The 12,578-nt window shown below is 71.2% G+C and carries 11 protein-coding genes, 1 tRNA gene and 1 riboswitch; of the genes, 7 read left to right on the top strand and 5 right to left on the bottom strand.

From position 1 onward, the window contains the following. The first annotated feature begins 221 nt into the window (after window positions 1-221). From corA to ND747_RS21595, 3 genes are all read left to right on the top strand, one after another. Window positions 222-1,508 (top strand): magnesium/cobalt transporter CorA, encoded by a 1,287-nt coding sequence (corA, locus tag ND747_RS21605; RefSeq protein WP_374216291.1) that lies wholly within the window; start codon window positions 222-224, stop codon window positions 1,506-1,508. 275 nt (window positions 1,509-1,783) lie between these two features. Beyond that, window positions 1,784-2,203 carry a hypothetical protein gene (locus ND747_RS21600; RefSeq protein ID WP_251735826.1) on the top strand — a complete coding sequence of 140 codons (420 nt, stop codon included), beginning with the start codon at window positions 1,784-1,786 and terminating at the stop codon, window positions 2,201-2,203. Window positions 2,204-2,575: 372 nt separating this feature from the next. Beyond that, a riboswitch (cyclic di-AMP (ydaO/yuaA leader) is annotated at window positions 2,576-2,746 on the top strand. Between the two features lie 5 nt (window positions 2,747-2,751). After that, on the top strand, window positions 2,752-3,840 hold the full coding sequence (locus tag ND747_RS21595) for a C40 family peptidase (protein ID WP_251735824.1): 1,089 nt from the start codon (window positions 2,752-2,754) through the stop codon (window positions 3,838-3,840). A gap of 609 nt (window positions 3,841-4,449) precedes the next feature. Here the strand turns inward: ND747_RS21595 and ND747_RS21590 are convergent. The 3 genes from ND747_RS21590 to ND747_RS21580 form a co-directional block, all read right to left on the bottom strand. Further along, on the bottom strand, window positions 4,450-5,100 hold the full coding sequence (locus ND747_RS21590; protein WP_308204668.1) for a PHB depolymerase family esterase: 651 nt from the start codon (window positions 5,098-5,100) through the stop codon (window positions 4,450-4,452). 92 nt (window positions 5,101-5,192) lie between these two features. Beyond that, window positions 5,193-6,062: a type 1 glutamine amidotransferase gene (locus ND747_RS21585; protein ID WP_251735820.1), complete on the bottom strand. Its 870-nt coding sequence runs from the start codon at window positions 6,060-6,062 to the stop codon at window positions 5,193-5,195. Continuing rightward, window positions 6,059-7,309, bottom strand: coding sequence for a Mur ligase family protein (locus tag ND747_RS21580; RefSeq protein ID WP_251735818.1), 1,251 nt, complete (start codon window positions 7,307-7,309; stop codon window positions 6,059-6,061). Before ND747_RS21580 ends, ND747_RS21585 begins: the two co-directional genes overlap by 4 nt. Before the next feature lie 523 nt (window positions 7,310-7,832). On the opposite strand from ND747_RS21580, the gene ND747_RS21575 reads away from it, so the two are divergent. The 3 genes from ND747_RS21575 (at window position 7,833) to ND747_RS21565 (ending at window position 9,612) form a co-directional block, all read left to right on the top strand. Then, window positions 7,833-8,333 (top strand): tRNA adenosine deaminase-associated protein, encoded by a 501-nt coding sequence (locus ND747_RS21575; RefSeq protein ID WP_251735816.1) that lies wholly within the window; start codon window positions 7,833-7,835, stop codon window positions 8,331-8,333. Between the two features lie 106 nt (window positions 8,334-8,439). Further along, window positions 8,440-8,886, top strand: a complete 447-nt coding sequence (gene tadA / locus ND747_RS21570; RefSeq protein ID WP_251735866.1) for a tRNA adenosine(34) deaminase TadA — start codon at window positions 8,440-8,442, stop codon at window positions 8,884-8,886. A 639-nt stretch (window positions 8,887-9,525) separates the two neighbouring features. Further along, window positions 9,526-9,612 (top strand) — tRNA-Ser (locus ND747_RS21565). Window positions 9,613-9,903: 291 nt separating this feature from the next. On the opposite strand, the gene ND747_RS21560 is transcribed toward ND747_RS21565, so the two are convergent. Continuing rightward, window positions 9,904-10,128, bottom strand: a complete 225-nt coding sequence (locus tag ND747_RS21560; RefSeq protein ID WP_251735815.1) for a hypothetical protein — start codon at window positions 10,126-10,128, stop codon at window positions 9,904-9,906. 59 nt (window positions 10,129-10,187) lie between these two features. Between ND747_RS21560 and ND747_RS21555 the strand changes: the two genes are divergently transcribed. Next, a complete protein-coding gene (locus tag ND747_RS21555; RefSeq protein ID WP_251735813.1) occupies window positions 10,188-10,829 on the top strand; it encodes an NAD(P)-dependent oxidoreductase in 642 nt (213 codons plus the stop codon). A gap of 116 nt (window positions 10,830-10,945) precedes the next feature. Here ND747_RS21555 and ND747_RS21550 read toward each other — a convergent pair whose 3' ends face one another. Then, entirely contained in the window at window positions 10,946-12,373 is a 1,428-nt protein-coding gene (locus tag ND747_RS21550; protein WP_251735812.1) for an aspartate aminotransferase family protein, read from the bottom strand. Window positions 12,374-12,578: the final 205 nt, after the last annotated feature.

The raw sequence follows: 12,578 nt of genomic DNA, 5'->3' as shown, positions 1-12,578 counted from the left end.
CGCTTGCCTTCGCCGTCACGCTTGCCTTCGCCGTCACGCTTGCCTTCGCCGTCACGCTCTTCATCTCACGCTGGCAGACTCCGCACATCCGTGCGGACCGTCCGAGACGGATCATCTCACCCGACCGGGACCGGGCCGGGCCGGGCGCCTTGTCACGATGGCAACCGGTACGTCAGAACGACCAACGGTACGCCGACGACCCGGAAGGGGGCGACGAGGCGATGACACAAGGCAACGCCGCGGACAACAACGGCGCGGACAACAACGGCGCGGCAGGTGCGGGCGGACGGGCCCGCCCGCCCGCCCCGCCCACCCCGCATGACCATCCGGATCAGTCCGGCCCGTCAGGCTCGCACGGTGAGCACCCGGTGCTGGACGCGCTCGAGCACGCGTCAGCGAACGCCCATCGGCTGGCCGGCGCGCTCAGCCGACCGGCGGTGTCGCTGGTCCGGGTCGGGCGCAAGCGGCGCCGGACCCGGACCAGCGCGATCATCCGGGAGTCCGTGCCGGACGGACGGGTGATGGCCTGCGGGGTCTACAGCAACGGCCGACGGGTGACGATGGACGTCAACAGTACCGACGCGCTGCGCCTCGCCCGCGACGAACGGGACGGTTTCGCCTGGCTGGGCCTGTTCGAACCGACCTACGAGCAGCTCGCCGAGGTCGCGCAGGAGTACGGACTGGACAAGCTCGCCGTCGAGGACGCCGTCACCGGCAGGCAGCGACCCAAGCTGGAGCAGTACGAGAACCACCTGTTCATGGTGCTCAAGACCACGACCTACGTCGCGCACACCGAGGTGACCGGGACCTCGGAGGTGGTCACCACCGGCGAGATTATGATCTTTCTGGGCGAGGACTTCGTCGTCACGGTGCGCCACGGTCAGCACGGCGAGATGTCGAAGCTGCGCGGCCGGCTGGAGGCCGCACCGGAGATGCTGCGCCATGGCCCGACCGCCGTCCTGCACGCCATCTGCGACAGCATCGTCGACGACTACGTCGACACCGTCGAGAAGATCCAGGTGGACGTCGACCAGATCGAGGCCGGGGTGTTCCGCCGCGAGCACACCCCGTCCACCGAGGCCGCTTACCAGATGAAGCGGGAGCTGCTCGAGCTCAAGCACGCCGTCCAGCCACTGGCCGGCCCGCTGCGCAGTCTCATCCTGGACCGGCCGCGAACGGTGGACGTGGCGATGCGCCGCTACTTCCGGGACGTCGCCGACCATCTCGAGCAGGTCAGCGAGCGGATCTCGCACTTCGACGAGCTACTCTCCTCGGTGCTGCAGGCCACGCTCACCCAGCTCACCATCGCGCAGAACGAGGACATGCGCCGGATCAGCGCCTGGGTGGCGATCGCCGCCGTTCCGACGGCACTGGCCGGAATCTACGGAATGAACTTCGAGCACATGCCCGAGCTGCGCCAGACCTGGGGATATCCCGCGGCGCTGAGTGTGATGGCGGTCGCCTGTCTGCTGTTGTACCGGGCGTTCAAACGTAACGGTTGGCTTTAGCCCGCCATGACTCGGCGCACTCAGGTGACCGATCCGATCGCCGATCGGGCGCATGATCATACAAACGGTATCCAAGCCGCCGGTGGGCCGCAAAAAGCATCGCAAGCCGGAGGTCCATGGCTCATTTTTACTATCGGTTGACAGTGCCGATGTATCCGTACGATGGGTTACATTCGGTCGCCGCCGTCGGCTACCGTAACCATCCGTGTCGGAGCGGCCGGGTCTCGCATCCGCGGCTCGGTACAGCCCCCCATCCCCCACCCCCAGGGGAGTTCATGCCCTCGTCTGACCCCATCCGGCCAGAGACCACCACCATGCCCGACCGCGGCGATCTGATCGTCGAGCTGGCCGGGCGCCTGGAGGTCCTCGACGGTCTGCTGAGCCGGTTGGAGGAGGCCGAGCGTCAGGCCAAGGACGCCAGCGAGTTCCTCGCCCACACCCGCAACTGGCAGGAGGAGACGGTTCGCACCATCCAGGAGGAGCGGGCCCGGATGCGCCAGCGCCAGCACGCGCTGGACGAACTCGCCGACCACGCCCGCGCCGCCATCGCCGCCCTCGCCCACCACCGCTCGTTGCCCCGCGAGGTCCACCAGCTCGCCGTCGAGCTCCAGGTGCTCGACGCGGCCGGCTTCCTGTCGCGGCGTGGCCGGGCCCGTCGGCCCACCGGTCCGTCCGGGCCCCTCGGATCTGCCTGATGGGCATGAGCCGGGGCCCGGCCGCCGTCGGCCGAGGGCGCGGATCGGCGGTTACCGCACGCGATCACAGCCGTGTCTCTGTGTGGGTGTCCGGTCGGGGCTCCCCGGCTGCGGATCCCCGATTTCGCGACGTCACGGCATCGGCGCGGGGGTCGGCGATCGCCCCGCAGCCAGGCGTTTCGGAGAGCCGGAACCGGCCGCCCGGCCCGGTTGAGCGGCACTACCGGTGCCCCGATGGGGGGCACATCAGTGCACACTGCCTGTAGTTGGGAGGAGCTAGTGTTTACCCGCACCATCCGAGTGGACTAGTCTCACGCCGACGAAACGACAACACCGGGCCGAACGCCGAATCCTGCCCCCGGCCCCGGTGTCCCCTCCGAGTCGTCATCTGGGGCAGGAGCGGGGGACCCACCCTCCACACCGGTCAGCACCGAGCCACGGTGCCGGCCTAGGGGTGAAGTCCGCAGCGTGAAGGTCACGCTGCGGGCCGGGCAGCCCAGCCCGAACCCGACAGCTCACTTCGCAGGCGTACGGGAAGGAATACATCGTTGTCCGCACAGAGTGTGCAGCTCGACGAAGATTCGCGCGCTGCGGGTCGCGGTCGTCACCGTGCCCCGTCCCCCACGCCGGTCGCCCGTAGCCGGGGCCGGGCGCGCGCCTTCGCCGCGATGACCACCGGGACTGTCGCAGTCTCCGGAGTGGCCTTGGCGGGCTGTGCCACCGACGTCCACGCCGACACGGTTCGGGACGAGTCGACGAACACGGCCCCCGTCACCCTCGCCGCGCAGATCGGCTCGCGTGCCGCCCTCGGTGGCAGCATCGCCGCCGCGGCGATCAGCTCCGACGGTTCCGCCGGCACCACCCTCATGACCACGACCGCGGACGCGCCGCCCCTGGCGGGCAAGGTCCAGGTCGGTCTGCGGGTCACCAACCCGGACGTGTCGGTTGCCCCGAACGAGCCCGTGGACATCGGCTTCTCACTGTTCAACGAGGCCACCCACGAGCCGCTGGCGAACCAGCTCGTCAAGGTGCAGGTGAAGCTCCCCACCGGTTGGGCGACCTTCAAGCACCTCTACACGAACGACCAGGGCTACACGTCCTACACGGCGCGGGTCCTGACCACGACGAACGTCACCGCGATCTTCGACGGGACGGACGCCCTGCAGTCCGCCCACGCGGCCAACGACGCCACCCTGCGGGTCGAGCAGCCCGCCCCGGTGGCCTCGCACACCCGCGGTGCGATCATCGACGACGTCAACGTCGACGTCGACGTCCCGCTGCCGGCGAACTCCGTCGGAGAGAAGGCCGTCTACCTGGCCTCGCTGCAGGCCGGGAAGCCCTACGTCTACGGTGCCGACGGGCCGAGCTCCTTCGACTGCTCCGGTCTCGTCCAGTACATCTACCGGCAGCTCGGCAAGACCCTGCCGCGCACGACGGACGCCCAGTTCGCCGCCACCACCCGGATCTCCATGTACAACAAGCAGCCCGGAGATCTGATCTTCCTCGGCACGCCGGGCAACATCTACCACGTCGGCATCTACGCCGGCAACGGCAAGATGTGGGTCGCCCCGCACACCGGCGATGTCGTGAAGCTCCAGACCATCTACACCACGTCCTACTACGTGGGCCGGGTCTGACCGCGGCACCGGACACCACTGCCCGTCCAGGCAGGGCCACCGACCGCGTCTTCCCCTGACGCTGGCGGCACCCCCTGGCAGGACGGCGGCGCATGCCAAGCACGGCACCAGACACCGACGTGTGACGGCCCCCCGCGACCACCCCCTCCGGCCGCGGTCAGGGCACCAGACGCCGACGTCCCGTCCTCGCTCGGCACCTTCGCACCGTCTGCGCCCTGTCGGGTCTGCTCCCCCGGCCGGTCGTCCGGCAGCAGCATGCTGCCCGTTCCGGGTCACCATCGTCGCTGATCCGGCTTCACCCCCGCCTGGCCGCTGATGTCCCCGGTCCAGCGGATCCCGATCACCGCACCCGGCTGCCATCCCTGTCTGGCAGGAGCCGTTTGTTCCGTCCGGCCGGACGGACGTCAGATCTCCCCCCCATCTGACGTCCGTCCGGCCGGACGGCCACCGATCCCGCCGGCCTTCCCTCGGATCCCCCCCCCATCCGCAGCGGAAGGCCGGCGGACCCTCGGAGCCGTTCGGCCCGGGCCCGCCGACGCCGCTACCCCCTCCCGGCGGCGTCGGCGGGCCCCCCAACCAGTCCTGCGGCGCTCAGGTGCGCTCCCGGCCTCAGGTGGTCAGGCGATGGCCCGAGGAGGCCTTCCAGAGGGCTTCGCTGACCTTCTTGTCCCAGTCCGTCTCAGCGACACGTTCCACCGGGACGCGGCCGGCACAGGGAGACTGGGGCTCCTGGGTGAACTGGCCGACGACGCCGACGACGGCGAAGGCGGGCGTGCCGGGGGCGCAGACGGCGGTCAGAGCCAGCCGGGCGCCCTCGCCGACTCCCCAGATGTAGATCCGATTCGGATCGATCCGGCTTTTTTTCGTCGACACATAGTCGACGACGTCGCGCAGGTAGCGGGCGTCGGGCCCGTCCGGGCTGTCGATGCGCCAGGTTCCGCCGACGGCCTCGGGGTAGGCGACGGCGAACGTCTTCTCGTTGGCCACGGAGCCGGCCTTGCTGTCGTGGTCGAAGGTCTTGGCCGAGGTGTTGTCGTCGTGAAGGATCAGCACGAGCGGAATCGGCTTCTTGGGGCTGCTGGGAGCGTGCACGTACAGCTCCCGGCCGGACGACCCGTAGTCCTTCGGCATCGTGTCGCGTTTGGTCTTCGGGCCGCTGTCATGCTGGATGAAGACCCACAGCACCACGACGACCGCCGCGACGATGTACCCGGTTCGTTTGTTCTTGCCCCACCAGCCGGCAAGGGGATTGGCTGCCACGGTCCCACGGAACCACACCGCCCCAGCCGAAACCCCGCGAATGTGTGATCGGACAACCGTGGCCCGACCGCCTCGAAGGTGTTGTCGCGGGATCAGCCGGCGGCGAGTGCGCGGTGGCGAGCCTCCCGCAGCGCAACGGTTTCGGGCGGTCCGGACAGCGGCGGCAGGTCGCCGTGGACCCAGGTGAGCAGCAGGTCGGCCAGCGCCGGATTCTGCGCCAGCACCGGCCCGTGCAGGTAGGTCCCGAGCACCCGTCCGTCGACGATCCCGTCGGTACCCGTACCGGCCGCACCGGCCGTACCGGTCCCTTCGGGACCACCCGGCCCTCCAGAGCCGTTGCCTGGACCGGTGCCGCCGCCGGAGCCGTCACCGATGCCGCGGCGGACCGTGCCGAGGGGGAAGCCCTCGCAGCCGGGCAGGCGCCGGGTACGTCCGGCATGGTTCTCGTACCCGTACAGGGTGGGAAGGCCGAGCCGGCGGTCGGGCTCGACGACGATGTCGCCGACGGCCCGACCGGGTGGGGGGGTGTCCGGCCCGGCGAACGAGCGGCGGGTCTCGATCCCGACCAGGCCCAGCCCCTCGTGGATCTCCCCGCCGGACGGAAAGCTCTGACCGATCACCTGGTAGCCGGCGCAGACCGCGAGCACCGCCGCGCCACCGCGCACCGCCCGGGAGATGGCCCGGTTCTGCCGGATGCCGTCGGCGGCCAGCACCTGCGGCGCGTCCTCACCGCCGCCGAGCAGGTAGATGTCGCACCCTTCGGGCACCGGGGAGCCGGCGGGGACGTCGACCCGTTCGACCGGCAGGCCGCGCCAGCGCAGCCGCCGCTCCAGGACGATCGCGTTGCCGCCGTCCCCGTAGGTGCCGAGCAGCTCCGGATAGATCAGCGCGATCCGCGTCGCCGACGCTCCTCGCCCCGGCCCCCGACCCGCACCATGCCCCGCGCCACCGCCGCCGCTCATCGGGTGCACCGCACGAGCAGGTCGCGGAAGGCGGTGTAGTTGGCGACCACGTCGACGAGCTTCTCGTTGGCGGCGAGGGCGGCGTCCTCGGCGCTGCGGTGCACGCTGTGCGGCACCTCCGCGTAGGCCAAGCGCACGCTCATGTCCTCCTTGCGCTCCCCGGTGACGAGCACCTGCCGCCCGGCGAGCCGTTCGAGCGGGACGTCCCAGATCCACGAGGGATCACGGCCGTCGGCGGTCTGCGAGTTGAAGTCGATGATGACGGGACGGGGAGGAGCGTCGGCGAGCAGCTCCATCATCTCGACCCAGCCGGCGGGGTTCTTCGCCAGCAGCAGCCGCCCGCGCCGGCCCTGTTCGCCGAGGACGACCTCCTGGTACCGCCCCTGGACGTCGCCGAGGCCGGTCATCGCGGTCAGCGCCGCCTCGACCTCGACGCCGAACTCGCGGGCGGCGGCGGCGGCCATCGCCGCGTTGCCGAGGTTGACCCGCCCGGGCAGGTCCAGGCGAGCCGGGATGGTGCGGCCGTACCAGAGCAGCTCCCGCGGACCGATCACCGAGACGATCGGCTCCGGCCGGGCCAGCCCGCACTCGGACCACCAGCCGTTGGCGTTGCGGTGCAGCAGGCGGGCGCACTGCGGGCAGACCATCGCGTCCGCCGTCCAGTTCTGCCCGGCCGACACCCACACCTGTCGCGACCAGCCGGCCGCCGCCCAGGCGACCAGCGGATCGTCCACGTTGGCGACGACGGTGGTGTCGGGCAGCTCGGCGCCGAGCTCCCGCCACATGGCGGCGATTCGGCGGGTCTCGTTGGAGCGGTCGAGCTGGTCGCGGCTGATGTTGAGCAGCAGCACGACCCGTGGCCCGATCTCCCGGGTGACCTTCGGCAGCCAGATCTCGTCGACCTCGAGGGCCGCCGGCGTGTCGTACGGCGGCTTCGACAGGGCCGCGAAGACCCCCGGCGCCATGTTCGCCCCGCCGCTGTTCGACTTGACCGGCCCGAGGGTGCCCAGCGCCCGGGCGAGCAGCCGGGTGGTCGTCGTCTTGCCGTTCGTGCCCGACACGCAGGCGCTGGGACGGCGGGACCCGACCTCGGCGAGGGCCCCCGGGGACACCCGAAGGGCCAGTTTCCCACCGATCATCTCGCCCGAGCCGCGGCCAAGCCGGCGGGACGCCTCGGCCGCCAACCGCTCCAGGGCAAGGGCGGCCTGCGTCCGGGCGGTGAACCTACGCGGAAATGATGTCGTCATCGCGCTTTCTACAGTGCCACGGCGGGAGCCGGCGCCGGACGCCGCCCCCGGATCCGTTCGGGTATCTCCCGGGTCGCCGCCGTCCACCCCGCACCGTCCACCGGTGCCCCGCGGACCGGCGGCCGGCTCCGTCCGTTACGCGGGAACCACCCGGATGTGTCCTGCTCAGGGGACCAGGGTGTGGGAATCAGGGCACCGGCACGATAGAACTCACCCGTTGGGGTGAACCGGACCACCAGGGTCCGGCCGCCGGAGGGACAATCACCGGTGGAGCGCGGTGGGACACGTCGGCCAACCAGCCGACTGCCGCACTGACCTGGGGTTTGACGCTGCGGTGACCGGACGTTCGGGGTTCGGGATCGGCGCTTCGGGGCACCGGCCCAGTGACTGGCCCAGCCCGACGGCTGGACGACCAGGACACCGGACCGGTCGAATTGCCGTCAAACCTGTGGGTCGCTCCCCGTCGGGTGGGTGTTGGCCGGTCGAGCACCGACCGGTCGCAGAAGGGACGTGAGGGCACACCGTGACCACGAAGGCAATCGCGATCGCTCGGGAACACAGCCACTGGTCCGTGCACGAGCTCGACCCCGCGGACCTCGACGACCTCGACGCCCTCGCCGACGCCATGCGCGATTTCGGCGACGGCACCGTCGTCGCGTTCCTCGAGGAGGACGACGAGTACCTGGCCGTCGTCCGTCTGGGCGATGACCACCACGACCCCAAGGTCTTCCTCTCCGACCGCCGCGCCCTGGTCAGCTCCGACCTCGCCGAGCGCCTCTTCTCCGACGCGCTCCCATCCATGGCCGGCCTGACCACCGAGGACGACGACGAGGACGACGACGACGCCTCCGCCCTGCTGCAGGCCTCCCCCGTCGGCGACCTCGACCTGCTCGCCGACCTCGGCACCTCCGAGGAGGCCCTGCTCGAACTGATCGGCGAGGAGGGCATGCTCCCCGCCGACCTGATCAGTGCCCTGAGCGAACGCGCCGGCGCCGGGGAGATCTTCGACGACGCCCGTGGCTGACCCCGGTCTCCCCACCGAACGACCCGGTTCCGCGGAACCCCCCACCCCTTCCGGGCGGCACGGTTCCGCGGAACGCCTGGGCCGGGTCGACGGTCACGAGGCCGCGATGGGCCTGGCGCTCGACCAGGCGCGCCTGGCGCTGGCCTCCGGCGACGTCCCGGTCGGCGCGGTCGTGCTCGCCGCGGACGGCACCGTGCTCGGAACGGGCCACAACGCCCGCGAACGCGACGGCGACCCCACCGCCCACGCCGAGGTGATCGCCCTGCGCGCCGCCGCCGGGGCCCTGGGCTCCTGGCGCCTGGCCGGCACCACCCTGGTCGTCACCCTCGAACCCTGCACCATGTGCGCCGGCGCCCTCGTCCTGGCCCGTATCGCCCGCCTCGTCTACGGCGCCGTGGACGACAAAGCCGGCGCCGTCGGCTCCCTGTGGGACGTCGTCCGCGACCGCCGCCTCAACCACCGCCCCGAGGTCATCCCCGCCATCCGCGCCCCCGAATGCACCACCCTCCTCACCGACTTCTTCACCACCCGCCGCCGCGCCACCATCCGCTAGCGCGCCGTCCGTAGCTTTCCGTGGCTGTCCGTGGACAGCACGCTGGTAGCTGGCCGGGCTGGTAGTAGCGGCCGGACGGGCGGGCTGTCGTCGGCCGGCCAGGTCACCGTTGGCCGGTGGGGTGCCAGCCGTTGCTGCTCTTCGATGTTGTCCGGGCACCGTCCGAGGTCACGTCGCCCCGGCGGGCTGGCCTCGGCGGCCGACAGCGCTGCTGTCACGGGCGGTTGTCGGCGTCGGCGGTCTGGTGGGGACAGATGGGTCCTTCCATAGGGATGAAACGGACAAAATTTCGGTTTGACCCCTGTAGAAGGACCACGTTGATCGACACGCCCGAGATTGCCTCGGCCTGCGAGGCTGTTCTGGTCACGGTGTGTCATGCCAGTTGGCAGGTGTCGATCGCCGGCGACGGATAGCCGCCCTGTCGCCCCGGATGGTGTTCCCGCGGTCGCCCTCGGCGCTTGGCGCTCGGCCACAACCGGAGCGTTCATGGACGGCGCGCCAGGGGCGGTCCCCCCACCTGCCCCGTTCCACCGGGATTCGGCCCGGGCGCGGCTCGGGATCTGGCCGGTCGGGCCTGGGATGACATCCCGGCCGGCCCCGCTGAACCACATGCCCGGCGCGTCCGGTAGGCTCACCTACGGTGGAGTCGCCTAGTGGCCGAGGGCGCACGCCTCGAAAGCGTGTGAGGGGGCAACCCCTCCGTGGGTTCAAATCCCACCTCCACCGCCCATCAGCCAAGCAGAGCGCAGGCCGTTCCCGCGGCACTGGCGGCTCGGCGTAGCCGTCGCCCACGGCGCCCCGTTCGTCACGCAGGCTGTCCATGCCATCGTTCGACGCCTTCGCCACCCCTCGACAGGGCACGATCAAGGGCTCGACGAGCAGGGATCGGACGGCCCTCGACGGCCCACCGAGACAGCGGCGCGACCGGGTGCGCTGCCCGGCAGCCACTATTGCACCGTCAACGTGGCACTCCCCTGGCACCGGCCGCATCGCTCGTGGGCGGATCCGCCTACGAGCTCAGGCAGCTACCCGCTCCGGGCGAGCGAGGGTGGCTGCGACATGCAAGGTGCCGACGTCAACTTGCCGGGCGATGCGGAGCGTGAGCATAGTTTCCGCGGACAGTGAGCAAGCGCTGCTGACCATGGCGGTCGGCTCAACGGCGCGCCGGCCGCCTTCTCCCAGGACGAAGGACGAAAAAGGAACGCGAACCAGCACCGCCAGCACGAGCAGCACGAGCAGCACGTCGAACGGATCGCAGGACTATCCATCAGTTGCGCTACCGGCGAGTCGGAGGCAATGGCATGGCGAGGATTGTGGTTTTTGGTGCCGCGGGTCAGATCGGGCGTCGCGTCACCGACGAGGCGATCAAGCGGGGGCATGAGGTCACCGCGGTCGAGGTGGACGCCACCCGGGTGAAGAAGCTCGCGCGGAAGGCGAACGCCGTCGAGGGAGATGTCACGTCGCGGGACACCGTGCAGCGGCTGGCCCAGGACGCGGACGCCGTCGTCGTCGCCGTCGGTGGGGTGGACCGCCCGGTGCACGCGAACGCGGCCCGCACCCTCGTCGATGTGCTGCCGCGGCTCGGCGAGGCTGCGCCGCTGGTCGTGCACGTGTCGAGCGCGGGGACGCTGGAGGACGAGAACGGGCAGCGCCTCGTCGACATCTCCGACTTCCCCGCCGCCGAGCGCAAGGACGCGCTCGACCAGGTCGACGCCCTCGACGCCTACCGGGGTGCCCGGGGTGTGCGGTGGGCGGCGATCGCCCCGCCGCCGCAGAACTTCGGGCGTGGCCAGCGCCGGGGCGCCTACCGGACCGGCAACGACCGTCCGGTGGTCGACGCCAAGGGGCAGATGGGCATCTCCACCGAGGACTTCGCGATCGCGGTGATCGACGAGATCGAGCACCCGCGCAACCGCAACCGCCGCTTCACCGTCGGCAACTAACTCACCAGGCTCGTGGTCGATCCCGACCACGAGCAGCATGGCTCGGGCGGCGCGGGACGGATCATCCGTTCCCGCGCCGCCCGCAGCGCGTTGCGGAGCGGGTCAGGGCATCCGTCTCAGAGCATCGTCGACAGGATGGCGGCGATGTCCTCGGAGGTGGTGCGGGGGTTGATGATCGCGAAACGGGCGACGGTTTCGCCGTCTATGCAGGTCGGGGGGGTGAAGGCGAAGCCCGCGCGGAGCAGGCCGCCACTCCAGCGGTGGTAGTCGGGTTCCGTCCAGCCGCGGCGGCGGAAGACCACGACGGACAGTTCCGGTTCCCGGACGAGCTCGAGTTCGGGGCGGGCGGCGATCTGCGCGGCGGCCGCCCGGGTGGTGGTCAGAGTGGTTTCGATCGCGTCGGCGTAGGCCTGGGTGCCATGGGTGGCCAGCGAGAACCAGAACGGCAGACCACGGGCCCGCCGCGACAGCCCGACCGCATAGTCGGACGGGTTCCAGTTGGCGGCCGAGTCCAGTACCTCGAGGTAGCCGGCACGTTGCGGTCCATGCGCGGCGAGGGCCTGGGCGGGGTCCCGGTAGAGCAGGGCGCAGGCGTCGTACGGGGCGAACAGCCACTTGTGCGGGTCGACGATGAACGAGTCGACATCGGCGATGCCGTCGAAGCGCGCACGGGCGGACGGCGCGGCCAGCGCCGCGAGCCCGTAGGCACCGTCGGCATGCACCCACAGGTCATGGGTGCGGGCGACGTCGACGATGCCCCGGATGTCATCGACCGTCCCGAACTGGGTCGTCCCCGCCGTCGCCACCACGGCGAACACCCCCAGCGACGCCGCATCCCGACCCGCCGCCTCGCCACCCAGGCCCACGCTGTCATCCGAGGCGGACTCGCGGGCGAGCCGGTCCAGGGCAGCGGCGAGCAGCGGGCCGGTCAGGCGGCCGTCCGGACCGGTGGAGATGGGGACGATCTCCGCGTCAAGCACGGCGGCGGCCTGGTAGAGCGACGAGTGCGCCTCGTCACCGCAGACGAACCGCCACGTCGACGGCAGCGGCCGGCCGGCCGCGATCAACCGGACGCGGGCGGCATGGCGCGCCGCGACCAGCGCCGACAGGTTGCCCACCGTGCCGCCGGGAACGAACACGCCGCCGGCTCCGGCAGGCAGCCCGGCGAGATCCGCCAGCCAGCGCAGCGCCTCGTTCTCGGCGTGCACCGCGCCGGCGCCTTCCATCCAGCTTCCGCCGTAGATGGACGACGCGCCGACCAGCAGGTCGAACATCACCGATGATCTGGTCGGCGCGGCCGGAATGAAGGCGAGATTGCGCGGATGGTCCGCCGAGATGCAGGCCCGGGCCAGCACCTCGTCGAACAGCTCCAGCGCACGCCGGCCGCCGAGCCCGCCTGCGGTGATGGTCTGCCCGACCCGCGCGGCAAGATCCGCCGGGGCGGCCGGCCCGTCCAGCGGCACCTGGTCGAACCCGAGCCGCAACCGGGTGGCGTCGAAGACCGCCCGCAGCAGATCGGCCGTGTCAGCATCAAATCTGTGCACGGACGGACCGCCCTGTCCTCACCCACGACCACGGACACCCCGCACAGCACAGGGGCAGGGACCGCGCCGGGCGCGGAAGAAAGAATCCCGCTGGTAGCGGGACGAAACTACGCGTCCTGCTTGCCGCGCTGCCGCCGGAAGAGGAAACCGCCACCCACGAGCGCAACCAGCAGAACGATCGCACCGACACGCTTCACAACGAACC

This window comes from Frankia sp. R82 (assembly GCF_023716925.1).
Classification (GTDB): domain Bacteria; phylum Actinomycetota; class Actinomycetes; order Frankiales; family Frankiaceae; genus Frankia.
The sequence above is the reverse complement of the archived record's forward strand: the minus strand, read 5'-3'. Positions and strand labels throughout refer to the sequence as shown.